A 24,088-nucleotide genomic window follows, 5' to 3' on the forward strand; every position below is an offset into this window, starting at 1 on the left:
CCCTGGAGGTGCGGACATGACCCAGACCTTCCCTCTCCGGCGCGACCGCGCGGCGCAGCACGTCGACGTGGCGCCGGGCGGCGAGATCGTCCTTCGCGGCAAGCTCGTTTGCTCGACGGACGCCTCGGTCATCGACGCGGTGACGACGACCTGGCCCGCGGGGGCGCCCGGCGGCGCCTCGGTCGACAGCGGCGGGCTCGTCGACTTCGAGCAGGGCGGCTTTCACGTGACGAGCCGCGATCCGGTGACCCACGAGGTCCACGCAATCGCGACCGGCGATCCGGCGCCCGCGTGCGCGCTGGCGGGCGTGGAGGCGCCGTGCCTTCCGCTCCGGCTGCTGCCGCTCGCGCGCACGCGGCTCCAGACGGCGCAGGAGCTGAGCGGCTGCCTGCATGGGGGCATCACGGTCGAGGTGCCGGACGCGCTGGTCCCGCCCGTTCCGCCCGCGGTCGCCCCTTACGTGCAGGGCGCGGCCGTGCTCCTCGGGCTCGGCGTGCTCGCCTCGGTGGGGTGGGCGGTGCATCGCCGGCGCGCCCGCTCGCCGTTCGGCCAGCTGATCGATCTCGCGAACCGCACGCGGGCCAAGCTGAAGGCCGCTGACCCCGTGGTGGCCGCGCCGCTCGTGCCGGCCGTGGAGGCCGCGCTGGGCGCGCTGAAGCGGCGGCGTGTGGACGCCGCCTCGACGGAGGGCAAGCGGGTCGCGGAGGTGCTGCGGCGGGTGGAGCTGCGCCTCGACGCGTCGGCCGTGGAGGCGCGCGCCGACAGGGAGCAGCAGGCGGCGGACGAGCTCGTCCGCGAGATCGAGAGCGCGCTCGAGGCGGCCGACGAGGTGGACGGCGCGCGGCGCGGGGGTGCCTGAGGAGGAAGGCCGACATGACGGCGTCCCCGCCCCGGGGAGGGCGGCTGAAGACGGCCGATTTCGACCGCCATGATTTCGTCGGCTACGAAGGCATGCCCGGGCAAAGCCCGAAGACGGCGGGGCTCCTCCGCGCGCGAGGCCGTGCGCGCGGCGGAGGCCTTCGCCGAGACGGCCGCGCACGCGTCCGATCGCGGCGACGGCGGGATCGTGCGGCTCACGGCGGCGACCGGCATGGTCCGGCACGTCCTCGCGCCGCTCGTGGGCGAGCTCGCGCGCGTGCATCCGGGCATCCGGGTCGAGGTTACAGGTCGGGCACGCGAGCACATCGATCGCGAACGTGCGGCGCAGCGGTGGACGAGAACCGGTACAGCTCTCGCACGGCGGCCGAGCATGAGAGAGAAGTAGCCGGGAGGATCTCGGCTAGAGCACTGATCAGCTTGAAACGTCCGGGAATGAAGAGATTTGAACCACAGAGACACGGAGGACATAGAGGAACAAAAATGAACAACTCTGTGCCCTCTGTGGTTCATTTTTTTTTCTCGGCGGTTTCAACCTGTTCGGTGTCCTGGCCATCACGTGTGAACGCAACGCCGTCTGCCGTGACGCCGATCCTCTTTTCGCAAGGGCCAGCGCGGAAGCTGCCGCGGCGCCCTGCGGCAGCGATCGCCGCTGGCGTGCAGAGGAACGGCGTTGCGTCGATGTCCTCCTGGTCAGGACACAATCCGTTTGAGGCGTTCCTGTAGCGGCCTGTAAAGGAGCAACCCATGGCAGTCGCGCAGCAGCATGCGGGTCAGCAAAGCCTGCTCACCGATGATTTTCTCTACTTCGTCCTGAGGCTCCGAAAGTCCCGTATCCGCCAGGTGGCGGACCGCGTGCGGCGCATGTATCCGGACGAGTCACCCGAGCAGCAGGCGCGCCACCTGGTCGGATCGACCGCGGCGATCGCGTTCGCCGCGGGCGGCGTCGTCCATACGCCCGCCATCATCCCCGGGTTCGGCGTCATGTACGAAGGCCTGGGGTTCGTCGCCGGCACATCCATCCTCACCAGGATGCACCTTTACCTGATCCTCGAGATAGCGCTGCTCTTCGGGAAGGATATCGACGAATCCGACCGCGTGAAGGAGATCGCGGCCGTGGTGGCGACTTGCGCTGCCAGCGCCGCCGCTCCGATGGCTGTCCTCGTGACGACGATGAACCCGGCCTTCGCCGTGGCGACAGGGGCGCTCGCCGCGACCGCCGCGACCCGGACGATCGGGGAATCGGCGATCCGCCGCTACAAGCGCTCGACGGCGCCCGAGGCGGCGGCGGTCCCCGCGCCCGCGGTCGGCGGGCGTCAAGACGGCTGATCTCGCCGGGGTGCCCGGCTCCATGAGCCCTTCCGGGTCGGGTTGAAGGACGTGCCCGCCGCTCCGCCTGGGGTGGCCGCCGAGCTCCCGCGCGGTCGGGACTTTTCGCGGGGGTCGCCGTGTCCTTGGATCGTCCGGGGGACGAGGCGGCGTGAAGCCTCCCCGCTCTCCCCCCCAGCCCATGCCCACGTTTCCCCGTACCTCGTTCGTCGATCGGCTCCTCGCCGAGCTCCCGTGGCTCCTGCGCGCGGCGCGTCGCCCGACGCGCTCGGAGCAGGACGCCGAGGATCTGGCGCAGGCGACGGTCGTGCGCGCGATCGAGCGGTGGGGCTAATCGCGATCGGTCGGCGCGCCGCCCGGGAAGTAGTGGCGATAGGGGCGGCCGCCCTCCACAGCGCGATCGACGGACGGGCGCTCGCGCAGGCGGCGGTAGTAGGCGCGGAGGTTGGGGCGGTCGTCGAAGGGGTGGACCCAGTCGGCGTAGAACAGCGACGGGGCGGCGGCGCAGTCGGCGAGGGTAAAGGCGTCGCCCGTCGCCCAGGTGCGGCCGGCGAGCTGGCCGTCGAGCCAGGCGTAGACCTTGTCCAGGGCGGCGCGGGCCTGAACCTCCCCGTGCTCATCGCGCGGGTTGGACTGCATCTGGCGGATGCGGTTGTTCACGATCACCTGCATCGTATTCATGACGTAGTTGTCGAAGATACGGTCGAACATCCGCACCTGGAGTGCGGCGGCCGGATCGGGCGGGATCAGGCGGGCAGGATCCGGATGCGCCTGGTCGAGCCACTCGACCACGATGGTCGCCTCCCACAGGGTGACGTCGCCGACCCTGAGCACCGGGAACTTGCCGAGCGGCCAGCGCGCCGCCAGCTCGGCGCCGGCCTGCGGGTTGGAAGGCTCCAGCAGGCGCAGCTCGAAAGGGACGTCCTTTTCATGGAAGGCGATGAAGGCCTTCTGGGAGTAGGACGAGAAGGGGTGGGCGTAGAGGATCGGTATCGTCATGGTGGCCTTATTGCTTCGCGTGTCTGCGAGCGGTTCGTGTCTGCAAGCGGTCATGGTCCGGCGAGACCGTCGAGCGTTCCATCGGAGCGCCCGAAATTTTCACGAAATCAGCCGGATCGATGCTCTAGCCGGGCCTCTGCGCGCCCCTCGCCAGCTCCTCGCCGAGCGCGTCCAGCATCTGGAGCCAGCTCGGGTGCGCGCCGGTCCGGCGAGCGAGCGCCTCGCTCACGTTCTGCTCGAGCCTCACCAGCGTCCGCCCGTTTCGCTCGATGAAGGTGATCGACACGAGCGTCTCCTCGGGCCAGTCCCGATCGTGCCCCTGGCTCTCGGAGGAGACGGGATTCCCGTTCGCGTCAGCGATCCGCATGGTGAACGCGAGCCGCTCCGGCCGCACGACCTCGCGGTAGACACCGACGGTCCAGCAATCGCCGAACTGCGGGTTGTGGATGCACGAGTGGAAGCCTCCTCCCGGTCGGACGTCGATCCGCGCGAAGCGGATGATGCACCCCCGCGGCGCGAACCAGCGCGCCAGCAGGTCGGGGTTCGTCCACGCATCGAACACCACGTCGCGCGGAAAATCAAACGTGCGCTCGATGAGGACCGTGGGCTCATGAGGGGTTTGAGAAAATTGCATCGTGACGTGATCACCCTTTCTTTGGCGGATGCAGCTCGTGCAGGAGGTCGTCCAGGCGGCAGAACGCCTCCTCCCAGTGCTGCCGGTACTGCTCGACCCAGATCGCCACCTCCTGCATCGGCGCGGGATTGAGCTGGCAAACGTGCTGCCGTCCGTCGCGCCGCTTCTCGATCAGACCCGCTCGTTCCAGGGTTGCCAGGTGCTTGGAGATGGCCTGTTGCGAGATCTGAAACGGCTGCGCCAGCTCGTGCACCGACGCAGGCCCCGCCTTGAGCCGCACGAGGATCGCGCGCCGGGTGGCGTCGCTCAGGGCGGCCAGGGTCGTGTTCAACGAATCCACAACCATATGGTTGTGGATTGGCTCCCGGAAGTCAAGCGAAGGTCGAAGACCTCGAGAACCTCGCGAGGCGGATGACCCCCTGGAGGCGTCGTCGGACGCGAAGCTGGCGCTCGCCTGCCTCGCTGGCGCCGAACGCCACGGTCGCGCTGTGCGGACGATGTGCAATCAAATGGTTGCACATCGCTGCGCGGCTCGGTAGGGTCGCTGAAGGCACCCTGCTCACCATCGTGGAGTCCGGCTTCGACCGTGTCCCAGCGCATCGACGCGAGCGCGCGTTCCGCATGAACGAGGGGGGATGGGCCGGTCAGGCCGAGAACCTCGCGAAGTATGTCGAAGGCACCTGAACAGGCGGTCGCTGACGTCTTCTTCGCCCTCGGCGACGGGACACGGCTGTCGGTGGTGACGCGGCTCGGGGCCGGAGGGGCGCTGTCGGCGACCGCGCTCTCCGACGGAGCGAAGGTGACGCGACAGGCGATCGTGAAGCACCTTCGGGTGCTCGAGGGTGCGGGCCTCGTGACGCACGAGCGGCGCGGGCGCGAGGTCCTGTACGCGCTCGAGCCGCGGCGGATCGAGGAAGCCCGAGTGTTCCTCGACGGCATCTCCGCAGGCTGGGATCGCGCGCTCGAGCGGCTGCGCCGGATGGTCGAGGAGCCGTCGCCTCCGCCGAGGAGACGGGAAATGCGATAGGGGAGCGGCTTAGAGGTTAACGCTCCTCCGCGTCGTCGACCTCGACAAGCTCGTGCATCACCTCGCGGAGGCGATCGAGGAACAGGTCGACCTCCGCCTCCGAGATCGTGAGCGGTGGGGTGAGCTTGAGGTACGAGGGCGCGTGGGCCGCGACGGTGACGATCACCCCGCGCTCGCGCAGCGCCTGGCAGAAGGCGAGCGCGCCGAGCGCGTCGTCCGGCTGCTCGACGCCGGCGATGCCGACCCCGAGGAGCAGCCCGCGCCCGCGCACGTCGCAGACGGCGATCTCCTCGTCCTGCAGCCGGCGCAGCCCGGACGCCAGGCGCTCGCCGAGGACGGCCGCGCGCTCGACGAGCCCCTCCCGGGCGATGACGTCCAGCGTGCAGAGCCCCGCCGTCACGGCCGCCGCGTTCGCCGAGAACGTCGAGCCGTGGATGTTCACGTGCCCCTTCGGGCCGTAGGCCGCGTGGAACACGTCGTCGGTCATCAGCACGGCGGAGAGCGGGATCACGCCGCCCGTCAGCCCCTTCGAGGTCACCACGATGTCGGGGCGCAGCCCGGGCGCGACGCCCTGGAACGCGAACCAGGCGCCCGTGCGCCCGAGGCCGGTGAGCACCTCGTCGAGGATCAGGAGCGCGCCGTGGCGCCGGCACAGCCGCTCCAGCGCGCCGAGCGCGTCGCCCGACAAGGCGCGCGCCCCGCCGACGCCCTGCACCACCTCCACGACGACGGCGGCGACGCCCCCCTCCTCCAGCAGGCGCTCCACCGCCGCGAGATCCCCGAAGGGCGCGAGCCGCCCGAGGCGAGGGGCGTGCTCCAGCGGACCCCGCCACGGACCGCCGCCCATGAGGCCCAGCGCCCCGAGCGTCAAGCCGTGGTATCCGCCCTCGAAGCTGATGAACGCGGCGCGCCCGGTCCGGATCATCGCGAGCTTCATCGCGGCCTCGATCCCCTCGGCGCCGCTGTTGCCGAAGTACACCTTCTGCAGATCGGCGCCGGCGAGGGCGCACAGCCGCCCGGCGAGCGCCCCGACGTCGGCGGGGATCCCGAACGGCATCGTGCACGGGCGCCCCGACGCGAGGAGCGCCGACAGCGCCGCGTCCAGGTCTCTCGAGTGGTGCCCGAGCGCCACCGCGCCGAAGCAGCCGGACATGTCGAGGAACCGGCGCCCCGAGGCATCCACGAGGAAGCTCCCGCGCGCCTCGACGAACTCCTCGGTCCAGCCGAGCGCCTCGAAGCCTTCCACCCGGTAGGGGTTGACGTGGGCGCGGTAGGACTCGACGCGATCCTGGCGAGGGGGCAGGAGCATCAGCGCCTCTCGCCCCCGCGGCGGTAGACCTCGGGATCGTAGAGCTCCATGAAGATCTCCGGCCGCTTCAGGAAAGTCCACCCGAGCTTCACGTAGAGCCAGGGCGCCGTGCTCGTCGCGAGCAACCACCGCCGGAAGCCCTGCAGATCGGGGTGCGCCATCACCGACTCCGTCAGCCAGCGACCGAGCTTTCGCCCGCGGTACGCCTCGATCACGAAGACATCGGCGAGGTAGCCGAAGGTCGTGTAATCGGTCGTCACGCGGGCGAAGCCGATCTGGCGATCGCCGTGGTAGAGGCCGAAGGGGAGCGAGCTCTCGATCGAGCGTACGACGAGATCGCGCGCGATGCCGGCGGCCCATGACGAGGTCACGAGGAAGCCGTGAATCGTGTCGATGTCCAGCCGACGCCGGTCCGTGCTGATGAGGAATTCGCCCTGCCGCCACTCCGCCAGGTGGTCCGTCCCTTCGCTCATCCCGGGAGCTCCTCCGCCGTCGGCGCCCGCGAGCGCCACGGATCGGACGCGCCGTACTGATCCAGCAGATCGTCCCAGGCGCGGTAGTTGAGCTCGAGCAGCAGCAGCATGAAGTCGATCGCGGCCGACTGCGCTCCTTCGGACACGGACGCCACGTCGGCCATGAACAGCCGGGACAGGCTCGTGTGGTTGTACTCCTCGTTGAGCGCCGCGTGCCGACCTGCCCCGTCGTCGAAGCGCTCCCCCTCTCCCGTCAGCCGGCGCAGCGGGCTGTCCAGCGGCGGCGCGACGCCGAGCAGCCCCTCCGTGATGAAGAGCGACACGAAGTACCCGACGGCATCGACCTCGGCCAGGTGCGTGAAGGCGTCGACGTACGCGACATGCAGCGGGAGCGGCTCGCTGTCGACGATCTGCTCGTGGGTGAGGCCGAGGCTGCGGCAGCTCTGGTACTCGAACGCTTCGTGCCCGACCTCCTCCGCGTAGTACTTGAACATCCGTCGCCGGAGCGGCGGCGCGAGGCGCTTCGCCATCATCGGCGTGAGGATCTCGACGAAGCGCAAGGTGACGTGGTACTCTTGGAGATAGCAGCCCTGCGCGAGGGCGCGCGGCGCGCCGGGCTCGCTGACCGCCGCGAGGAAACGCGGCGTGCCGATCCGGCTCGACGCCTCGGCGACCACCCGCTCGACATCCACCATGAAGACGAGCCCCGACTTGCGGCCGTCCGGGCGGAACGCCGCGCGGCAGAAGCGGCCAGCGTCGCCGCCGGTGCTGCGGACCAGGAAGGTCGCCAGGCAGTCGACGTGCACGCGGGTATCCCGCGACGCATAGACGCCGCCCGAGAGCTCTTCCTGGACGCGGCGGGCGAAGGCCCGCCCCCCCTCGCGGCCGGGCAGGCCGAGCCGCCCGGCGACGTCGAGCAGGAGGAGGTAGCTCGCAACGAGCGAGGCCGGCGCGCTGCGGCGCTCGTACATCGCCTGGATCATCGCCACCTGGAGGTAGAAGTTGTCGAGCGCGAGCACCGCCGCGAGCGGCGCCGCCTCGCCGGGGGGCGCCAGAGGCGCGAGGTCGGGGAACGACGTCCTCGTCAGGTCGAGGAGGAGCCCCTCCGCGTGCCCGAGCATCCGACCGACGCCCTCGCGGAGCGCCGCGACCGCGGCGTCGGGCGTGCGGGCGAGCACCCAGGCGGCGGCCCGGGCGATCGCGCCGTCGAGCGCGCGGCGCTCCCGCTCCGGCACGTCGGCCGCGTGCGCGCCCTTGGACGCGTCTCGCAGGAGCCCGAGGTAATCCATCTGCTGCAGGAGCTCCGCCCACGCGCGCGCGCCGCCCTCGCCGCGCACCTCCTGCCAGAGCGCGGCGCCCGGGCTGCGGAGCGACTCGAGCCGCCCGGCCGTCTCCTCGTCGGCGCCCCCCTCGCGCTCGATGACGTACTCCCCGTTCGCTGCCTCCACGATGAGCTCGCCGCTCCCGGCGTCGAGGCGGATCGCGCGGACATCGAGGTAGGGCTGCTCGTACTTCTGGATGCTCCAAGCCTCCATGGGTCCTCTCAATCGAAGCAGCGAGGGATCGTGCCCCCGGCCTTGCCGTAGTGGTCGATGATCTGCCGCTCCATCAGGAGGAGCGACTCCACGAGGATGCAGATGTGGCGCTTCACGACGTGCTGCTCCTCCTCGGAGATGCACGGGACGTCGGCGAAGAGCAGCTCGCTGATGTGGTCGTGCTCGCCCTCCTCGTTGATGGAGGCGTGCTCGAAGATCGGGTCGTAGAACTCCTTCGGGAGGCCGAGCGCGTCGCACCGCGCCTTGAAGGCGGCGTTGAAATCGCCGTCGGGCTCCTCGAAGAGGAAGAGGGCCGCCTTGAACGTCATGGGGTGAAGGCGCGCGTACACGCCGAGGGAGCAGCACACGGAGAAGGTCATCGGCAACGGCACCAGCCGATCGAGCTCTGACCGGCCGACGCCCACCGCGGCGAGCGAGCGCTCGAGCAGGACGTCGTGGTTCAGCTCCGAGACGAAGAACCCCTGGAGGATCTCGCGCGTCTTGCGGCTCTCGTGGTGTGACAGGGAGGGGGCGAGCAGGCCGGGGCACATCCGCACGATGTGGTAGTACTCCAGCGCATAGCCGATGAGCTGCTCGCGGCCGATGGTGCCGCTCAGCAGGCCCTGGTAGTAAGGGCGCGTGTTGTACCTGCGCTTGACGCGCTCGATGAGGCGCCCGAGCTCCCGGTAGAACTGCGACCCCCGCTTCGCCTCCACGGGCTTCAAGGATGTCTCCGTGAGCAGGCTGAAGCGGTCGAGATCGCGGCAGATCGTGCCCACCTCGTCGGCCAGGGACGGCAGCTTCCGCGACAGCTCGTCGAGCGAGTGCCCCCCGGCCCGGAGCATCTCGAGCAGGAGCAGCGCGTCGGACCGCGTCTCCGGCGCGAGCTCTATCTCGTACTCCTGCTCGCGGTAGCGCAGGACGCACCTCGCGTCGTTCACCTGGATGCTGACGTTGGCGCGCAGGCGCGGCTTTTCGAAGAAGTCGGTCGTTACGGTCATGGCAGACTCTCCCACGATCAGAGGGTCGACATCCTGCGAACCAGATTGGTCGTCGTAGAGTAGAAGCTCCAGATGGACGAGTAGAAGTCGTCGTACATCTCCACGAACAGGCGCATCTGCCGCCGCATCCGCGCCATCGTCTCGTCGTCGATGAAGGGGATCTCCGCGAAGATGAGCCGCGTCAGGTTCCCGTGCTCCGCCTTGCGGTTGATGTCCGAGTGCTGCCGCATCGGGCCGATGAACCCGGGGGGGAGCTCGTTCTTTTCGCACGCCTCGATGAAGAGATCGACCTCCGGATCCTTGCCCTCGAGGACACCCAGCGTCGCGAAGAAGAAGAGTGGATCGCAGCTCGCCCAGTAGGAGAGCGCGTTGCAGAGGGCCAGCGTCTCGGGCAGAGGCAGCGAGTCGTCCGCGTCGGCGCGGCTGACGCCGATGGCGTTGAGCGCCCGCAGCACGAGCTCGTCGTGGCCGTACTCGCTGCAATAAAACTCGTTCATCAGGTGCCGCGCCCGGGCGCTGGGGACGAACGGCAGGACAGGAGAGTCGAAGAGGCTCTCCCGGAAGAGGAAGTGGTAATTCTCGATGGCGAGGCCGTAGAAGACGCTCTTCGGGCACTTCCCGGGCTCGCCGAGGACGCTCGTCCAGAAGATGTTGCGGTTGATGCTCTTCTCCATGAGCTCGCTGGAGAGATCCTCGAGCTCGAGCAGCGCCTGCGTGCCCGAGCGGATCTTCACCCGGCCGGCGTCGTCGAGCAGCCGGTAGCGGTCGAGATCTTCGAGGAACGTCTTCAGCCGCTGCCGCTGACCCGCATCGAGCTCCCGCTGGATGTCGCTCAGCTTTCGCGTCCCGTCGAGATAGGTGAGGAAGCTCTTGAGCTCCTCCGCGGACGAGCCCTCGGGCTCGATGGCGAACTCCAGGCCATCCCGCACGAGGACGATCTCTTTGCCCTGTGAAGCGACCTCACAGGCCAGGCGGGGCTGCAAATCCGATGACTCCAACATGACCCAATCTCCTTCGGCAGCGTCGAAAAGAGTCCCGGAGCCCTGCGGGCAGCAACGCTCCGGGACGCTCGTGCGACGCAGAGCGCGCTTGAAGTCACGGGACGGCCGCGCGACCTGGGTCGCGCTCGCGATCACGGGACCACCGCGCGATCCGCGTCGCGCTTGCGATCACAGGTGGACCGCGACGACCGGGCCGGCCATGACGCCCGTCTTCAGGCGGATCTTCATGGCGCGCTTCTCGTTCGTCGCCTCTTCCTTCTTGGGCTGCTCCTGCTGCTCGGCGACCTTGTTCTCGACCTTGTTCTCCATACATTGCCTCCTTGTGACTGCATTAGGCAGCTGTGCCCCGGGACGTGCGGGCACGCACAAAGCGATCACCCATGTCAGGAGCGACGTCAAGCGTCCATCAATCGCGCTCATGTCATTGCCTGTCCGATCACGGTGTCTTACGGTGTCATACCGAGATCGCGCGCCGGCTGCCTGCGTCCACGGAGAAAAGTACCATTGCATCGCCGTGTCGTTTCGTTTTCTTGCGTGTCTCGCGTTGACCTCGACGCAGCGTGACTGGATGTTTATAGCGCTTGCCTTCGAGCGCGAGGGCAGGGACGCGCGCTACGGGTGCGCGATGACGAGCAGTGTCGGGGCGCGCTCGAGCGCGCAGCGGAGCGCTCCCCGGAGCGTCTCGGGATCGAGGGCGGCGAAGCTCTCGTCGAGGATGACGAGATCCGCGCACTGGAGCAGCGTGCGCGCGAGGTAGAGGCGGCTCTTCTCGCCGTGGGAGAGCTGCCAGCCCGTCTCCCCCACGAGCTGGAGCATGCCGCCCGGCATCCGATCGAGCAGCGGGCCGAGGCCGAGCTCGCGGCAGACCGCCTCGGCCTCCTCCAGATCGCCGGCGCGGGGCGGCCACCGCCGGCCCATGAGCAGGTTGAAGGCGAACGGCGCGGAGAGGACGTGGTTGTCCTGGAACTGCGGCGCCGAGGCGACGCGCTGTCGCCAGCCGCTCCGGCCGAGGGTGTGGAAGTCGAGGCCGCCGAGCAGGAGCAGGCCGCTCTCCGGCGGGCGCAGCCCGGCGAGGATGGAGCCGAGCGTGGACTTGCCCGCGCCGGAGCTGCCCTCGAGCAGCAGGCGGTCGCCGTGGACGATGCGCAGGCTGGCCTCGCGCAGGACGGGGGCCGGTCGGCCCGGGTGCGCGTAGCTCAGCTCCTGCGCGTCGAGGAGCACGCGCTCGCCCCGGCGGTCGGCGCCCGTGACGCCCAGCAGGGCCGCCGGCGAGGCGTGCCGCTCGCGCGCCGCCGCCCCCTGGAGCGGCGAGACTTGCTCCCACGCGACGCCCGCGCCGGCGAGATCCGTGATGCCGGCGACCAGCGTGCGGAACGCGCGGAAGGCGAGCAGCACGCCGCCGAGGCTCACGGCCAGCCCCGAGGCCTGCGCCTCGCCGGAGATGAACGCGGGCGCGAGCGCGAGCGCGCCGAGGAGCAGCCACCCGCGCGGGATCAGCGCCGAGAGCGCCGCCTGCACGCGATCCAGCCGCGTCGACTCGGCGAGGTACGCCGAGAGCCCGGCGTCCTCGCGCTCGTGCCAGCGCTCTTCCTTCTCTTGCGCGACGCGCGTCCGGCTGCCGAGGATGCCCTCGACGAGCTCGCCGGTCATCGCGAGCCGCGCGCGCGTCCAGCGGCGCCGGCGCGCGTGGTACCGCCACGCGAGGAGCGCCGTCGCCGCGACGCACGCGCCGAGGGCCGCGAGCTGTGCCCCGGCGCGCGGGCCGGCCCAGAGCACAGCGCCCGCCATGAGCAGCTCGACAACCGCGACCAGCGACACCAGCCCGCCCCCGAGCGCCAGCGACTCGACAGCGTCCGCCTCGAGCACCGTGCCGAGCAGCCCGCCCGCGCCGCGGCGCCGGATCTCGTTCGGGTCGAGCTGCATGGCCCCGGCCAGGAGGCGCTGCCGGAGGAGCGTCGCCGCGTCGATGGCGAAGAGGCCGCTGAACCACGTCGCGAGGAGGCGGAACGGGATGACCGTGAGCAGGAGCAGCCCCCACGCCCAGAGCCAGCCCCGGTCGACGTGGCCGGCGAGGATGCCGCGGCCGACCACCCACCACGAGAGCAGCCAGAGGCCGTACTCGATCGCGTGCGCGAGGAAGAGGGCCGCGAGGCGGCGCGCGAGGCCGAGCTGCGCCGCGAGCTCGCGCAGGGGCGCCGAGGGCGGCCGGCGGAGGAGCCAGAAGCCCCGGAGGACGATGCCTCCGAGCTGCTGCTGCAGGATGGCCCGCGCGGCCCGCTCGCGGCGCGCGACCCCCGCGTCGGCGAGCACCCGATCGAGCGCCGGGAGGAGCGGGGCCTCCAGGGTCGAGCAGAGCGCGGACCGCACGGGCTCGACGTCCACCTCGATCACCGCGTGGTCGAGCCCGACGAGCCGCGCGCGCCCCCTCGACACGCCGACCAGCGCGAGGAAGCGGCCCTCCGGGCCCTGCACGCGGAGCACGGCCGGTCCCGCGCGGCGGATCAGCGCCTCGACGTCGCCGTAGCGGGCCTCGACCGGCTCCGCCTCGAGGCCGAGCAAGCTGGCGGCGCCCTCCATCCAGCGCCCGAGCGGGAGGCCGCCCGGCTGCGTGACCTCGGGGCGGAGCAGATCCGCGGGCGGGGCGGGGGCGCCGGCGCCCTTCACGGGCAGCGCGGCGGCGCGCGCCAGCGCCTCCATCGCCTCGCCGAGGCGCGCCGCCGGCCAGCTTGCGCTGTCGAGCGAGGCGCTCATCCCCGGAGCTTCCCCTCCACGACCTGGCCGTGCTCGACGCGCAGCCTGCGCCACGCGGCGCTCGCCCACAGCGTCTCTTGCACCTCGCGCTCGGCGTCGAGCAGGGCGCGGTAGCGGGAGCCTTCGCGGGCGGCGAGCACCTCGGGCGGCGCGTCCTCGACGACGCGGCCCTCCTCGACGACGAGCACGCGGCCGAACGACGTCGTCTCGCCGACGTCGTGCGTGATGCAGAGCAGCGTCGTCCCTGCCCACACCTCGCGGGCGCGGGCGAGCAGCGCGCGGCGGCGCGCGCGATCGAGCCCGCGGAACGGCTCGTCGAGCAGCACGAGGCCGGGGCGCTTCCGGAGCATGGCGCGGCCGAGGCGGACGCGCTGGCCCTCGCCGCCGGAGAGGAGCCCGCCGCCCTCGCCGAGGTCGGTCTGCAGCCCGTCGGGCAACGTGCGGAGCAGCGTCACGAGATCGGCGTCGTCGAGGACGGTGCCGGTGCCCGAGAGCTCGTCGGTGCCGTAGGTGAGGTTGTCGAGCAGCGGCCGGTTCCAGAGCTGCACCTCCGGATCGACCCAGGCCGTGCGGGCCCGCAGCCTGCGCAGGCGAGCGCCCGACAGCGGGAGCCCGTCCACGAGGACAGCGCCGGCCGCGGGTCGATGCCACCCGAGCAGGAGCCCCACAAGGCTCGACTTGCCGGCGCCCGACGGGCCGACGATGGCGACGTGCTCGCCGGGCTCGATGGCGACGTTCACGTCGTCGAGGATCGTGTGGCCGCCGGCGACAACGCGCACGCCCTCGAGGCGTACCCCCCTGGGCGCGTCCCCTGGCTCGGCGTCCTCCTCGACCCGCTCGCCGCCGGCCGGCGACTCCTCGGCGGCCCCGAGCGGCTCGAGCAGGCGGAGCATGACGTTGCGGTGCCCCGGGAGCTGGCGCGCGATGAGGGCGATCTCCTGGCCGAGCGCGGGGAGGTTGAGCGCCCAGAACAGCATGAGCAGGGCCGCCGACGTGCTGCCCGTGCGGCCCACGTGACCGGCGAGCAGCAGCGCCGCGAGCCCGTACGCGACGAGCGTGTTCACCCCCTCGACGGAGACGACCGCCCGCGCCATCGAGCGCGAGGCGCGGGCCCACTCGACGAGGATGCCCTCGTGCTCCCGGCGGACGCTGCGCTCGGCGCCGTGCGTGCGGATCGCGAGCAGGCCGAGGAGCGCGTCGAGGTAGAACCTCGTGAGCGTCCCGCCGTGGCTGCGCACCCTGAGGTCCCGCTCGGTGAGGGGCGGCTGCGTCGCGAGCGGCACGGCGACGGAGGAGACGCACGCGGCGATCGCGGCCGGCGCGCCCTGCGGATCGAGCCAGATGATGCCGGCCGTCGTGAGCACGAGCTCCATCGAGAAGCGGATGAACCGCCCGAGCAGGTCCGGCAGCTGCCGGAGCCGCTGGCCGGCGTGGCAGCGCTCCGCCATGTCCGAGGCCAGGCGGCTCCGGAGGTAGCGATCGCCGAGGCGCGGGATCTTGCGCAGGAACGCCGCGCGCAGGCGCACCTCCAGGTGGCGCCCCATCCACTGCACGCCGAGGGCCGTCGGGACCTCGAGCGCGATCAGGGTCAGGATGAAGCCGAGGAGCCCGGCGATGGCCACGAGGCGCTGCTCGTGCAGGCCGAGCTGGGCGCCGATCTCGAGCAGCGCCTTGAAGAGCACGGTCAGCACGACGATGCCGAGCGTCGTGAGCGCGAGCGCGCACGCGAGCGCGGCGGGCACGGTGAGGCCGCCCTCGCGGAGCAGGCGCAGGAGCTCCCGCGCCGGCCGCGCCGCGGGCGCGCGGAGCGCCAGGGCGAGCTCCGGCGAGGTCGGCGCCGGGGCGGGCGGCGCGCCGCGAGGGCCCGCCTCCCCGCGGCGCGCACCGGCGGGCTTCGCGGCGGCGCGGCGGCCCGAGACGGCGACGAGCACCGCGCCGCGCAGGAACAGCCGTGGCTCGCCCGGAGGCGACTCTGGCCCGGGCCACGCGGTCCAGAACATCTGGGGGACCGCCCACGCTTCCGGCGGGCCGTCGAGCGGGCTGTCGCGCAGCCGATCGAGGAACGACTCGAGCACGCGCGCGCTCTGGCCGCCGCGCGACAGGCCTCCTGTGGCGCAGATCGTGTCGACCATCCGCGCCGCCGCGTCGAGCTCTGCGATGGGCCGGAAGGAGGCGGCGTCGGCGGCCGCGGCCACCCGCCGCGCCGCGCCGGCGACGCCGAGGCGCTCGAGCCGCCGCGTGAGGACGCGCGCCGCCAGCTCCGACGCGGCGAAGGCGCGGTAGGTGCTCTCCGGCACCGTCGTTGTGTGCACGTAGACGTCGGCGAGCAGCTCCGAGGCGCGCATCCACCGGCGCCCCGTGGCCGGGTCCATGACCTGCACGAAGCCCCCGTGGCGCGACCAGAGGACGACGAAGTGGGCCGCGCCGTTGGGGAGCCGCACGACGAGCAGCGAGGGTGTCGCCCGCGCCTCCGGCAGCAGCAGGTAATCGACGGGGAGCATGATCTGCTCGGCCTCGAGGCCGAGCTGGACGGCGATCTCCTCGAGCATGTCGATGGACGTCCCGTCGACGTCGGTCTGGCACGCCTCGCGGAGCCGGCCGTAGCTGACGGGGATGCCGAAGCCGTCGAGCAGGCACTTCAACGCGGCCGGCCCGCAATCCATGCTGGATGTCTGGATGACCTCGGGGGCGAGGAAGCGGTGCTGTCGCAAGGGGCCTCGGGGGCTCAGAGGGGCTCGACGGGGGCGCTCTGCAGCGCTCGGCCCGCGGCGCGAACCACGAGATCGAGCGGCTTGATCCGCTCGATCTCGACCTCGACCATGCCGGGGAGGCCGTGCTGCAGCGGCACGCCGGCCGGAGGGGTCCCCGCGATGCGCAGCTCGACGCGCACCTTGCCGTCGCGGAGCTCGCTCCCGACGCCGGTCACGGTGAGCGGCAGGGTCCCGTACTGCACCCAGGGAAAACCGTCGAGCCGCATCCACCCGGGCTGACCCGGGCGCACGCGGCCCACGACCGTCGCGGGGGGGAAATCGGCGACGACGCGCAGCTCCCGCCGCGGCACGACGACGGCGACGCGAGCGCCCTCCTCGAGCACGGCGCCCACCTGCAGCGGCGCCGCCTCGCCGAGCTGGCCGGCGATGGGGGCCCGGAGGGTGCGCAGCTCGATCTGGTGGGTCGCCGCGGCGATCGACGCCTCGAGCGAGCCCTTCTGGGTGCGCAGCTCCTCCGCGGTGCGCTCGAGCTCCGCGACGTCCGCCTCGATGTCGCGCTCGGCCATGAGCTGCTCGGCGGCGAGGCGACCCACCGCGAGGCGCTGCGCATCGGCGGCCGCGCGGCGGGCGAGCCCCTCCGAGCGGCTGCGCGCGAGGTCGACATCGGAGACGAGGCCGTCCTCACGGAGCAGGGTCGCGCGTTTCGCCTCCGCCTCCGTGAACCCCGCGACGGCGTCCGCCTCGCGCTGCCGCGCGCGCGCCTCGGCCGTGTGCGCTGCGGTGGCGCGCCTGTGCTCCTGCAGCGCCGCCTGCTTCGCGGCGATCTGCTTCTCGAGCGCCGCGAGCTGCGCCGGAATGCCGGCGAGGCGCGCCCGCTTCTCGGCGCGGTCGAGCCGCAGCGCCTCCGCGTCGAGCTCGACGAGCGGGTCCCCCACCTCGACCCACCTGTCGAGGGCGAGGTTCAGGGAGACGACCCTGCCCGAGGCGGACGCCTGCACCGGGTGGGCCGCCCGCTCGACCTCGATGCGCGCGCTCTCGGTGACGGCGTACACCGACACGCGCGACCGCAGGAACCACCCCGCCCAGACCGCCGCGATCACGGCCCCCGCGGCGACGCCCAACGTCACCCCGCGGTGCCCGTCCCCTGCGAGGGCGCGTAACGATCGCTGGAACGGCGCGGACATGGAAGACCTCGACAAGGAGAGCCACGCGAAGCAGGGCACGACATCTTAGGGCGCGGGTTGTCGGGCCGTAAAGCGCGCAGGGGCGCCGCGGCGCCGCGGCCCATGCGGTGGCCGGCGGGTGGGATGCTGGCCCGCTCGGCACCCCCCGCGCAGCTCCGGACGCCCGCGCGCGGAGCGGAGAGGACAGGCAAGCGCGTTCCGCAAAGTCAAGAGTCTCGGAGCCGTTCCTGACTCGTGACGCCGCGGCCCAGCCGCCGCGCGAAGGCGCGGCCCAGGCCTCGCTCACGCGCTGGTCGTTCATGGGCATCCGGGAGACGTATGAGCGACTCCAGGCGTGCATCGCCGCCATCCATCGCCTCAGGCGACCGCGGACGCCGGCGCGCGGCTGCGCGCAGCCTCGGGTGTGGCGCCGAAGCGCGTCGCTACGAGGTGGTCGCACCAGCGCTCCACGCTCGTCTGGATCGGCGGCATCGCCAGCCCGATCGTGCGGGCGTGGGCGTCGGCCGCGCTGGTGTCATAGGCGTCCTCGGCGAGGAACGACAGGCTCTCTCGCGGCACCCCGGTGAGCGCCTCCGGCAGCAGGCGTACAAGGCCGACGGGCAGCACCCACCTCGGGGGGCGGCGCTTCAGGTGGGCGGCGATGCCGCGGATCAGCGCGGGCAGCCGCGGAGTCGCCTGATCGAGGACGCAGAGGTCCTGTCCCGTCGTCTCGGGGCGCTCGGGCACGCTCGCCAGGAAGCGCGCAAGGTAGTCGACGGTCAAGAGCGGCAGGAAGGTGCGCTCGCTGCCGACCAGGGCCGGCAGGCGGCCCTGCCAGAGCCGCTCGACCGTCTCCCCGAGGCCCGTGAGCTGCGTTGTCTCGCCGGTGCGTGAGTCGCCGATGACGCTGCTCGGGTGCACGGCCGTCCAGCGCAGCCCGCGCTCGGCCGCGAAGCGGCGCACGGCGAGATACGACTCGTGCTTCGACGCCTCGTAGGCGCCGTGCTGACGGTACAGCCCGCCCCGCGCGCGCTCGGTCAGCGCGCCCTCCGCGCCCGGCCGGGTGCTCGCGTGCAGCATGCGGTAGCCGCCGAGATAGACGAAGCGCCGCAGGGAGGGCAGCGCGAGCGCCCACCCGGCCGCGCGCAGCGAGCCATCGACATTGCAGCGCCGCGCCTCCTGCACGCCGAGCCCGAAGGCGAAGCGCGCCGCCAGGTGATAGACGTCGCGCACGTGCTCGAAGCGGTCCACCAGACCGAGCGACGCCTCCTCCACATCGCCCTCGACCACCAGGAGCCGCCGCGAATCGCCGCCGTGCGCGTCGACGAACGCGGAGAGCGCCGCGGCCCGCTGCCGCGCGCGGCGCACCGGCGCCGCCACGACCTTCGTCCGGGTCAGCTCGGCCAGCAGCCAGCGCCCGATGAACCCCGTACCCCCCGTCACCAGGACCTCGACGTCGCTCACCCTCATAGGCCGCTCAGCATGCGCCGCTGGACCCATGAGGAAAATGGGATGTATCTCATACCAGACATGAGCGAGATCGATATCCGCAGCGTCAACCTGAACCTCCTCCCCGCCCTCGAGGCGCTGCTCATCGAGAGCAGCGTCAGCGCTGCGGCGCGCCGCGCCCACGTCAGCCAGTCGGCGATGAGCCACTCGCTCGCGCGCCTGCGCGAGCTCTTCGGCGATCCCCTCCTCACCCCCCTCGGCCGCGGGCTCGCCCCCACGCCGCGCGCCCTCCAGCTCCGCGCGGCCCTGCCCGCCGCCTTCGAGCACCTCCGCCGCGCCCTCGCGTCCCCCGAGCCCTTCGATCCGCGCACCTCGACGCGCGCCTTCCGCGTCGCCACCGTCGACCACTTCGAGCTCACGACCCTGCCCGACGTCCTCGATCACCTGGGCAAACACGCCCCCTCCGTACGCCTGGAGATCGAGCGCTTTTCCCCCGATGTCGTCCCCGCGCTGGTCCTCGGCGACATCGATCTGGCCCTGATCGGCGCCTCCCAGCCCGTGCCCGCCGCCGGGCTCCGCCGCGCGCCGCTCCACGAGGAGCCGTTCGCCGTCGTGGTCCGCAAAGGCCACCCGGCGATCAAGCGCCGCCTCGACCTCGAGACCTACGTCTCCCTCGGCCACGTCCTCGTCAGCGTCGAGGGCCGCCGCGAGGGCGCCGTCGACCGCGCCCTCGCCCGCCTCGGCAAGAGCAGGCGCGTTGCCCTGCGCGTGCCTCACTTCATGGCCGCGCCCCTCGCCGTGCGCAGGTCCGACCTCATCTGCACGATCGCGAGCAGCGTCGCCCAGCGCGCCCGCGAGCTCTTCGGACTGCGCGTCTTCGCGCCGCCCTTCGAGCTGCCCGCCGCGCAGGTCGTGGCGCTGTGGTCGCAGCGCCACGACGACGACCCGGCGCAGCGCTGGTTCCGGGACCTCTTCTTCTCGGGCCGTGCCCTCTCGCCGCACCTGCGGGCCCTGGTCCGCCGGGGCGCGGGGTGATCTGGAGCCCTGTCCGCAAGGGCAGCAGGCCCCGCGACGAAATCATGGCCCTCGTTGATGGCTGGCCGGCAATCGACCTTCCTGGAGGAGCTCGAGGGCGGCCGCTCTCGCGCTGGAGCCCTGGTCTTGCTATCCGTGTCGGATGGCCAGACGCCGGCCGCGCCGCGACCCATCGCCCCCCTCCCCCGAGGCGCGGGTGCGGGTGTGCGACTCCGAATTCGGAGCGCTGCGTCTGATCGAGCGCACGGTGACCACGCCCGAGGGACGCAGCTTCTCGCTCTGGGACCTCCACCCCGACGACGTGCGCAAGCTCCCTCGCGGCGCCGTGCGCGCCGACGTCTCGCGCCAGGTGTTCGGCATGGGCGGCCCGGTGCTGTTCTACGTCGATCGCCAGCGGCGCTGTCGCACCTGCGGTGAAGACTTCGTGTTCCGCGCGACCGAGCAGCGGTACTGGTACGAGACGCTGCGCTTCCTGATCGACGCCGACGCTGTCGACTGCGCTCGCTGCCGGCGCGAGATCCGGCAGGGGAAAGCGCGCGCTGCGCAGCACGCCGAGGCCGCGGCGGCCGCGCACGCCCGCCCCGACGACGCCGGCGCCCAGCTCGCCCTCGCCGCCTCGACCTGCGCGCTCCGCGAGCACGCCGGCGGCGGCGACGTCGACGCCGGCATCGCCGCCGCCCGGCGCGCGCTGCGGCTGAATCCGTCGCTCGTGGAGGCGCTCTATCACGAAGGGGGACTGCAGGGCCATGCAGGGCGGCCGGGCAAGGCTCGGGAGGCGCTCGAAGCGTTCCTGAAGCGCGCAGAGGGCCTCTCCCGACGCGAGGTGAAGACGCTCGTGCGCGCGGCGCAGAAGTGGCTGGAACGAGCTGACGCCGACGACGCCGCGTCCAGCCCGAAGAGCCAGGACGGCAAGGGTCCGGAGCGGGCCTGAGCCAGCAGGTCAGTGAATCGGCCGCCGCCGGCGGGGGCGCGCCTGAATGCGGATTCCTGCACGGACCGCCCACGGGGTTGTGCAACGCAGGTGAGGAATGCGGCTTCCACGACGGCGGCTCCGACGACCTCGCGCAGAGGTCGCGCCTACGGCACCTCCGTGGTGCTGACCGAGCCGGCCGGGCCCTGACCGGTGTCGAAAGGAGCTGGGACCGAAGGGCGTCCGCGTGAACTCGATCACCCCGGGATGGATCCGCACGACGGCAGCCGACGCGCTGGTGAAGCGCCTCGCCGACCACGCCGGTACGGATGAAGACGCAGCCCGGCAGGGCATCATGAGCGCGCTCGGCGGCATCCCCATCGGGCGTCCCGCGTGGCCCGAAGAGGTCGCGGAGCTCGTCGCGTTCCTTGCCTCCGACAGGGCGGCGTCCATCCATGGGAGCGAGTACCTGATCGACGGGGGCACTGTGCCCACCGTTTGACGGCCAGTACCGGGCCCACCTTGGCGCGACGCTTGCCCGCCGAACGCCCTGCCGGTCTGCCGCTGCGCGAAGCGCGGTCGGCAGAAGCGGCTTGTTGGGCCATATGCGTACCGCAGGGCGTCCTGAGTGCCCTGCGGGTTCATAAGATAGGCTCGCGCTCTCTCTGCGACGATCGGATCCTTCGCCTCGAGGATCTCGGACCAGATGTCCGTATCAAGAATGGTTCTCGTCACCATGGATAGCCTCGCGCCCCACGCTCGAGGAGCACGACCCGAGGCTCGCGCCGCTGGACGGCCCCGCCGCTACTGGCTCGCGCCGATCTTGTGGAGGAACGCGTAATATTCGTCGACCTTGTTTCCCGGGACCACGTCGACGCCGGTGTTCACCCGGCTCGGGTCGTCCATCATCAGGGGAGAGAGGATCTGCTTGGTCGCGTCGAGGCCGATGATCTTGATGCCGTAGATGATATAGGGAGCGAGGTAGCCCTCGTAATACTGCCGCTGGGTGTGGGTGGCCTTGATGCGCCCCTGCCGCATGTACTCGACGGTCTTCGGGTCGAAGTCGAACGTGACGATGGGGAGCTCCGGCTTGCCCACGAGCTCCGCGAGCATCGCGCACCTGTACGAGATGTCGAACAGGCCGGCCATGCCCACGACGGGCGGATCCGCCTGCTCGAACTGGAACCTCATCCAGTCGAGGTCGAACTGGTCATCGCTGTCGAAGAAAGCTTGAGCCGTCACGACCTTGTAACCGGCGCCCTCGAGCACCTCCTGGGCCCCCTGCGTCCGATCGATCCCGTCGGCCCAACCCTCGACGATGTGGCCGTGGATCATCACCGTGCCTGGCGGCGGGGGCAGATGCGCGAGCAGGGTCTTCGCCGCCGTGGCACCGGCAGACCGGTTGAGGGTCCCGACGTAGAGCGAGCGCTTGTCGGGCGCCACGTCGGTGTCGAGCGTGACCACGTGGACCCCCTTCGCGACGGCCTCCTCGATGGCCTCCTTCTGGGCGTCGCCGAAGGGGGCGACGCCGATCCCTTCGGCGCCGATCGCCACCATCTCCTTGAGCTGCTTGGCCTGGATGACCTGCGCTTCATCGTCGTCGTTCCCGGTGGGCCCGAACACGTTCCCCGTGACCCCGAGCTCGCTCATGGCCCGATTCGCCCCCGTGGCGACCGGCGCAAAGAAGCCGGTGATGTTCTTCAGCAGGATCGCCATGTGCATCGGCTCGATCGGGTTCTTGTTCATCTCGGCGACGAGGCTGTCGAGCGTGGCCTCGAGCTGCACCGGTGTGAACTCACCCGCCGGGGTCGGCGCTCGCGTGAGGAACGCGACCTTCTCGCCTTCGTCGAGGTGCTCGCTCGATCCGCACGCCGCCGTCATCAACGTGAGCCCGCAGACCGCCATCCGACATCGCCCCATCATCGTCATGAGCCCCTCCTTGCCGTAGCGCGCTCGGTCGCGGCTGACGGTCCACGCCTGATCGTCTGAGGTACGACACCGAGGATCGGGCTGTCAACAGACGTGAGAACAATTCACTTCATCTGAAAAGAAACGGGGGCTCTTCGTGACGCAGATGCGATGCAGGGCACGTAACCGGTATCCGTGCCCGGCGTTCGCGATGGCTGTCCGTGGATCGCGGTTTCTGGCGCGAGAGGTGAGCATGCTCGCGAGCGTGGAGGGACCTCGGCGCAGTGCGATGGGTGAGCGATAGACCTACCGCGCCTCCTCACACCATTCGACCACGCCGCCGCAGCCGCAGCGCGCCCGGTCGAGTTCGTCGGCTCGGAGGGGCGCCTTCCGCCACGGCTCTCCGCCATGGCGGGAGGTCTCCCGGCAGGCTCAGTACTGAAGCTCCAGGACGTACTGGACCGAGTCTCCGAGCTTGATCCTGTCGTTCGGGTCGGGGGTGGCGTCATCCGGCTGACCGTGGTCGTGGAAGACGAGCACGTACGACTCTCCCTCGGGGAGGGGATAGGTCGTCGCCCGATCCGCGCAACGCGCCGGCACGGAGGCGGTCCACGTGGGCGCCATACCGGGCTCGTCCTCGACGGGCGGGCCGCTGGGATCGACGTAGGGCCCCACGCAGAGCACGGGAAGCAGGGTGTTCCCGCCTCCCGGCAGCGCCCTGACGGAGACCGCCCTCGCCCCGGTGGTCGACTTGCTGATGCGATAGACGTCCTTCTCGCCGCGCGCGAGGAAGCCCGTGACGCCGCTCTCCGTCAGCCAGACACGTGTCCCGGTGATGTGCGTCGTCATCGCTCTTCTCTCCCATGGGTGTCCATCGTCGTTCGTACCGTTCTCGATCTGAGGAATCCCCTCAAATTTTTCGGGGAATTCACATGAAGACGGGAAGTAAAGTCTCTGAGAAATCTTCCCGCCTTCTCGCCTTCATGTTCAATTTCTCGCTGGAAGCGGCCACAAAATGAGGGGATTCCTCAGGTTCTCGATACGACGTGCTGGATGGTGGTCGTGAGATATCTGCGACCGGCCACCGAGCCGTGGGAGTAACAAGTGTGTCGGGATTGCACGCGACGGCGGACACGGGCTGCGGCAGGCGCGGGAGAGCTTCGAGGGGAGCGCGGCAGAGGACAGGAGCTACGTGGAGCTCAAGGGCGCGACGCACTTTCTCCACGGGCACCGTCAGGTGTCAGGAGCCACCGCCGCCCGCGGCGCCGCTGCCGTCCCCGGCGCCGCCGCTGCCCGTGGTTCCACCACTGCCCGTGGAGCCGGTTGGCGGCAAAGGATACATGCACGCGTTCCAGGCGACGATCTGGCCCGGATCACAGGGGTCCGCATCCCAGCATCCCACGAGCATCGTCGCGCAGACGGTGCCGAGCGCGACGACGAGGGCCCGAGAGCGGGTGGGCGGCATGAGGCGAGACAGGTAGATATCCATGATTCGTTCCTCTCTCCACAGGCTCACGGCGGTATGACCTGGCCGTCGCGGATGCGCGCGATCACCTTGACGGAGGCGTTGACGTCGCTGGCGGCCACATACCCGAGGCCGCCCTCTTCCTCGGCCACCGCGCGGAGGACGGCGCCCGGACTCGACACCTTGCGCGGCGGCCGCTCGCCGGCGCGGATCTTGCGGTCGATCCAGTATCGGGCGACGCCATCGGGATCGAGGCCCAGCACCGCCCTGTCGAAGCGCTGCCGCAGCGAGGAGTCCTCAGGGGAGATTCAACGGCTTCACCGACCGGCCGTACCACTCCGTGCGCGTCGTCTGGAAGATCGGGCGGAGCGTGTCGCGCCCCGCCGCTCGCGCAGGGTTGGCCTGGTTGACGACCACGGCGATCTCTTCCTCGACAGCGAGGGACGAGGCGGGCGGGCTCATGCTGAGCAGGGCCAGGAGGAGCAGAAGGGATGAACGCTTCATCGTTGCGT

Annotated in this window: 25 protein-coding genes and 1 pseudogene; 7 read left to right on the top strand and 19 right to left on the bottom strand. The window is 71.3% G+C overall.

What is annotated here, in order from left to right:
* Nucleotides 1-16 precede the first annotated feature (16 nt).
* On the top strand, nucleotides 17-859 hold the full coding sequence (locus WMF17_RS45765; RefSeq protein ID WP_437647222.1) for a hypothetical protein: 843 nt from the start codon (nucleotides 17-19) through the stop codon (nucleotides 857-859).
* A gap of 526 nt (nucleotides 860-1,385) precedes the next feature.
* On the opposite strand, the gene WMF17_RS45770 is transcribed toward WMF17_RS45765, so the two are convergent.
* On the bottom strand, nucleotides 1,386-1,625 hold the full coding sequence (locus WMF17_RS45770; protein ID WP_437647224.1) for a hypothetical protein: 240 nt from the start codon (nucleotides 1,623-1,625) through the stop codon (nucleotides 1,386-1,388).
* Here WMF17_RS45770 and WMF17_RS45775 point away from each other — a divergent pair.
* Nucleotides 1,624-2,205: a hypothetical protein gene (locus WMF17_RS45775; protein ID WP_437647226.1), complete on the top strand. Its 582-nt coding sequence runs from the start codon at nucleotides 1,624-1,626 to the stop codon at nucleotides 2,203-2,205. The two genes, WMF17_RS45770 and WMF17_RS45775, sit on opposite strands and share 2 nt — an antisense overlap.
* 181 nt (nucleotides 2,206-2,386) lie before the next feature.
* On the top strand, nucleotides 2,387-2,539 hold the full coding sequence (locus tag WMF17_RS45780) for a sigma factor (RefSeq protein ID WP_437647228.1): 153 nt from the start codon (nucleotides 2,387-2,389) through the stop codon (nucleotides 2,537-2,539).
* On the opposite strand, the gene WMF17_RS45785 is transcribed toward WMF17_RS45780, so the two are convergent.
* The 3 genes from WMF17_RS45785 to WMF17_RS45795 all read right to left on the bottom strand — a co-directional run bounded on the left by WMF17_RS45785 (nucleotide 2,536) and on the right by WMF17_RS45795 (nucleotide 4,178).
* Complete coding sequence (locus tag WMF17_RS45785; RefSeq protein ID WP_437647229.1) at nucleotides 2,536-3,204, bottom strand: glutathione S-transferase family protein; 669 nt, start codon at nucleotides 3,202-3,204, stop codon at nucleotides 2,536-2,538. The genes WMF17_RS45780 and WMF17_RS45785 overlap by 4 nt on opposite strands.
* Nucleotides 3,205-3,328: 124 nt before the next feature.
* Complete coding sequence (locus WMF17_RS45790; protein ID WP_437647231.1) at nucleotides 3,329-3,838, bottom strand: SRPBCC family protein; 510 nt, start codon at nucleotides 3,836-3,838, stop codon at nucleotides 3,329-3,331.
* 10 nt (nucleotides 3,839-3,848) lie between these two features.
* Complete coding sequence (locus WMF17_RS45795) at nucleotides 3,849-4,178, bottom strand: ArsR/SmtB family transcription factor (protein ID WP_437599866.1); 330 nt, start codon at nucleotides 4,176-4,178, stop codon at nucleotides 3,849-3,851.
* Between the two features lie 327 nt (nucleotides 4,179-4,505).
* Between WMF17_RS45795 and WMF17_RS45800 the strand changes: the two genes are divergently transcribed.
* Nucleotides 4,506-4,865 carry an ArsR/SmtB family transcription factor gene (locus tag WMF17_RS45800; protein ID WP_437599867.1) on the top strand — a complete coding sequence of 120 codons (360 nt, stop codon included), beginning with the start codon at nucleotides 4,506-4,508 and terminating at the stop codon, nucleotides 4,863-4,865.
* A gap of 16 nt (nucleotides 4,866-4,881) precedes the next feature.
* Here WMF17_RS45800 and WMF17_RS45805 read toward each other — a convergent pair whose 3' ends face one another.
* The 10 genes from WMF17_RS45805 to WMF17_RS45850 form a co-directional block, all read right to left on the bottom strand.
* Nucleotides 4,882-6,174, bottom strand: a complete 1,293-nt coding sequence (locus WMF17_RS45805; RefSeq protein WP_437599868.1) for an aminotransferase class III-fold pyridoxal phosphate-dependent enzyme — start codon at nucleotides 6,172-6,174, stop codon at nucleotides 4,882-4,884.
* The gene (locus tag WMF17_RS45810) at nucleotides 6,174-6,647 is read right to left on the bottom strand and encodes a GNAT family N-acetyltransferase (protein WP_437599870.1); all 474 of its coding nucleotides are present in this window, start codon (nucleotides 6,645-6,647) and stop codon (nucleotides 6,174-6,176) included. The genes WMF17_RS45805 and WMF17_RS45810 overlap by 1 nt, the downstream gene beginning before the upstream one ends.
* On the bottom strand, nucleotides 6,644-8,182 hold the full coding sequence (locus tag WMF17_RS45815) for a hypothetical protein (protein ID WP_437599871.1): 1,539 nt from the start codon (nucleotides 8,180-8,182) through the stop codon (nucleotides 6,644-6,646). The genes WMF17_RS45810 and WMF17_RS45815 overlap by 4 nt, the downstream gene beginning before the upstream one ends.
* Before the next feature lie 8 nt (nucleotides 8,183-8,190).
* The gene (locus WMF17_RS45820) at nucleotides 8,191-9,183 is read right to left on the bottom strand and encodes an iron-containing redox enzyme family protein (RefSeq protein WP_437599872.1); all 993 of its coding nucleotides are present in this window, start codon (nucleotides 9,181-9,183) and stop codon (nucleotides 8,191-8,193) included.
* Between the two features lie 17 nt (nucleotides 9,184-9,200).
* Nucleotides 9,201-10,184 (bottom strand): iron-containing redox enzyme family protein, encoded by a 984-nt coding sequence (locus WMF17_RS45825; protein WP_437599873.1) that lies wholly within the window; start codon nucleotides 10,182-10,184, stop codon nucleotides 9,201-9,203.
* 168 nt (nucleotides 10,185-10,352) lie between these two features.
* On the bottom strand, nucleotides 10,353-10,493 hold the full coding sequence (locus WMF17_RS45830) for a hypothetical protein (protein WP_437604392.1): 141 nt from the start codon (nucleotides 10,491-10,493) through the stop codon (nucleotides 10,353-10,355).
* Between the two features lie 303 nt (nucleotides 10,494-10,796).
* Nucleotides 10,797-12,935: an ATP-binding cassette domain-containing protein gene (locus WMF17_RS45835; protein ID WP_437599874.1), complete on the bottom strand. Its 2,139-nt coding sequence runs from the start codon at nucleotides 12,933-12,935 to the stop codon at nucleotides 10,797-10,799.
* Nucleotides 12,932-15,646 (bottom strand): ATP-binding cassette domain-containing protein, encoded by a 2,715-nt coding sequence (locus WMF17_RS45840; RefSeq protein WP_437647233.1) that lies wholly within the window; start codon nucleotides 15,644-15,646, stop codon nucleotides 12,932-12,934. Before WMF17_RS45840 ends, WMF17_RS45835 begins: the two co-directional genes overlap by 4 nt.
* A 14-nt stretch (nucleotides 15,647-15,660) precedes the next feature.
* Nucleotides 15,661-16,773 carry an HlyD family secretion protein gene (locus WMF17_RS45845; protein ID WP_437647235.1) on the bottom strand — a complete coding sequence of 371 codons (1,113 nt, stop codon included), beginning with the start codon at nucleotides 16,771-16,773 and terminating at the stop codon, nucleotides 15,661-15,663.
* Nucleotides 16,774-17,187: 414 nt separating this feature from the next.
* Nucleotides 17,188-18,279 (bottom strand): SDR family oxidoreductase, encoded by a 1,092-nt coding sequence (locus tag WMF17_RS45850; protein WP_437647237.1) that lies wholly within the window; start codon nucleotides 18,277-18,279, stop codon nucleotides 17,188-17,190.
* A 42-nt stretch (nucleotides 18,280-18,321) separates the two neighbouring features.
* Between WMF17_RS45850 and WMF17_RS45855 the strand changes: the two genes are divergently transcribed.
* From WMF17_RS45855 to WMF17_RS45865, 3 genes and pseudogenes are all read left to right on the top strand, one after another.
* Nucleotides 18,322-19,293: a LysR family transcriptional regulator gene (locus tag WMF17_RS45855; protein ID WP_437647238.1), complete on the top strand. Its 972-nt coding sequence runs from the start codon at nucleotides 18,322-18,324 to the stop codon at nucleotides 19,291-19,293.
* A gap of 142 nt (nucleotides 19,294-19,435) precedes the next feature.
* A complete protein-coding gene (locus WMF17_RS45860; RefSeq protein WP_437647239.1) occupies nucleotides 19,436-20,224 on the top strand; it encodes a zinc-ribbon domain containing protein in 789 nt (262 codons plus the stop codon).
* Between the two features lie 199 nt (nucleotides 20,225-20,423).
* Nucleotides 20,424-20,705, top strand: a pseudogene (locus WMF17_RS45865) (SDR family oxidoreductase); the annotation flags it as partial.
* A 302-nt stretch (nucleotides 20,706-21,007) separates the two neighbouring features.
* Here the strand turns inward: WMF17_RS45865 and WMF17_RS45870 are convergent.
* The 5 genes from WMF17_RS45870 to WMF17_RS45890 all read right to left on the bottom strand — a co-directional run bounded on the left by WMF17_RS45870 (nucleotide 21,008) and on the right by WMF17_RS45890 (nucleotide 24,080).
* Complete coding sequence (locus WMF17_RS45870) at nucleotides 21,008-22,132, bottom strand: sugar ABC transporter substrate-binding protein (RefSeq protein WP_437647241.1); 1,125 nt, start codon at nucleotides 22,130-22,132, stop codon at nucleotides 21,008-21,010.
* Between the two features lie 411 nt (nucleotides 22,133-22,543).
* On the bottom strand, nucleotides 22,544-22,960 hold the full coding sequence (locus WMF17_RS45875; protein WP_437647243.1) for a hypothetical protein: 417 nt from the start codon (nucleotides 22,958-22,960) through the stop codon (nucleotides 22,544-22,546).
* Between the two features lie 391 nt (nucleotides 22,961-23,351).
* Nucleotides 23,352-23,600: a hypothetical protein gene (locus WMF17_RS45880; RefSeq protein WP_437647245.1), complete on the bottom strand. Its 249-nt coding sequence runs from the start codon at nucleotides 23,598-23,600 to the stop codon at nucleotides 23,352-23,354.
* 23 nt (nucleotides 23,601-23,623) lie between these two features.
* Nucleotides 23,624-23,839, bottom strand: a complete 216-nt coding sequence (locus WMF17_RS45885) for a hypothetical protein (RefSeq protein ID WP_437647246.1) — start codon at nucleotides 23,837-23,839, stop codon at nucleotides 23,624-23,626.
* Nucleotides 23,840-23,873: 34 nt separating this feature from the next.
* Complete coding sequence (locus WMF17_RS45890) at nucleotides 23,874-24,080, bottom strand: hypothetical protein (protein WP_437647248.1); 207 nt, start codon at nucleotides 24,078-24,080, stop codon at nucleotides 23,874-23,876.
* Nucleotides 24,081-24,088: the final 8 nt, after the last annotated feature.

The organism is Sorangium sp. So ce362, from assembly GCF_051519845.1.
Classification (GTDB): Bacteria; Myxococcota_A; Polyangia; order Polyangiales; family Polyangiaceae; genus Sorangium.

Excerpts from the sequence above, each read along its gene's own strand:
- WMF17_RS45765 (WP_437647222.1), top strand. The coding sequence starts at position 17 with ATGACCCAGACCTTCCCTCTCCGGCGCGACCGCGCGGCGCAGCACGTC.
- WMF17_RS45775 (WP_437647226.1), top strand. The coding sequence starts at position 1,624 with ATGGCAGTCGCGCAGCAGCATGCGGGTCAGCAAAGCCTGCTCACCGAT.
- WMF17_RS45770 (WP_437647224.1), bottom strand. The coding sequence starts at position 1,625 with ATGGGTTGCTCCTTTACAGGCCGCTACAGGAACGCCTCAAACGGATTG.
- WMF17_RS45780 (WP_437647228.1), top strand. The coding sequence starts at position 2,387 with ATGCCCACGTTTCCCCGTACCTCGTTCGTCGATCGGCTCCTCGCCGAG.
- WMF17_RS45785 (WP_437647229.1), bottom strand. The coding sequence starts at position 3,204 with ATGACGATACCGATCCTCTACGCCCACCCCTTCTCGTCCTACTCCCAG.
- WMF17_RS45790 (WP_437647231.1), bottom strand. The coding sequence starts at position 3,838 with ATGCAATTTTCTCAAACCCCTCATGAGCCCACGGTCCTCATCGAGCGC.
- WMF17_RS45800 (WP_437599867.1), top strand. The coding sequence starts at position 4,506 with ATGTCGAAGGCACCTGAACAGGCGGTCGCTGACGTCTTCTTCGCCCTC.
- WMF17_RS45805 (WP_437599868.1), bottom strand. The coding sequence starts at position 6,174 with ATGCTCCTGCCCCCTCGCCAGGATCGCGTCGAGTCCTACCGCGCCCAC.
- WMF17_RS45810 (WP_437599870.1), bottom strand. The coding sequence starts at position 6,647 with ATGAGCGAAGGGACGGACCACCTGGCGGAGTGGCGGCAGGGCGAATTC.
- WMF17_RS45815 (WP_437599871.1), bottom strand. The coding sequence starts at position 8,182 with ATGGAGGCTTGGAGCATCCAGAAGTACGAGCAGCCCTACCTCGATGTC.
- WMF17_RS45820 (WP_437599872.1), bottom strand. The coding sequence starts at position 9,183 with ATGACCGTAACGACCGACTTCTTCGAAAAGCCGCGCCTGCGCGCCAAC.
- WMF17_RS45825 (WP_437599873.1), bottom strand. The coding sequence starts at position 10,184 with ATGTTGGAGTCATCGGATTTGCAGCCCCGCCTGGCCTGTGAGGTCGCT.
- WMF17_RS45830 (WP_437604392.1), bottom strand. The coding sequence starts at position 10,493 with ATGGAGAACAAGGTCGAGAACAAGGTCGCCGAGCAGCAGGAGCAGCCC.
- WMF17_RS45835 (WP_437599874.1), bottom strand. The coding sequence starts at position 12,935 with ATGAGCGCCTCGCTCGACAGCGCAAGCTGGCCGGCGGCGCGCCTCGGC.
- WMF17_RS45850 (WP_437647237.1), bottom strand. The coding sequence starts at position 18,279 with ATGAGGGTGAGCGACGTCGAGGTCCTGGTGACGGGGGGTACGGGGTTC.
- WMF17_RS45855 (WP_437647238.1), top strand. The coding sequence starts at position 18,322 with ATGTATCTCATACCAGACATGAGCGAGATCGATATCCGCAGCGTCAAC.
- WMF17_RS45860 (WP_437647239.1), top strand. The coding sequence starts at position 19,436 with ATGGCCAGACGCCGGCCGCGCCGCGACCCATCGCCCCCCTCCCCCGAG.
- WMF17_RS45870 (WP_437647241.1), bottom strand. The coding sequence starts at position 22,132 with ATGACGATGATGGGGCGATGTCGGATGGCGGTCTGCGGGCTCACGTTG.
- WMF17_RS45875 (WP_437647243.1), bottom strand. The coding sequence starts at position 22,960 with ATGACGACGCACATCACCGGGACACGTGTCTGGCTGACGGAGAGCGGC.
- WMF17_RS45880 (WP_437647245.1), bottom strand. The coding sequence starts at position 23,600 with ATGGATATCTACCTGTCTCGCCTCATGCCGCCCACCCGCTCTCGGGCC.
- WMF17_RS45890 (WP_437647248.1), bottom strand. The coding sequence starts at position 24,080 with ATGAAGCGTTCATCCCTTCTGCTCCTCCTGGCCCTGCTCAGCATGAGC.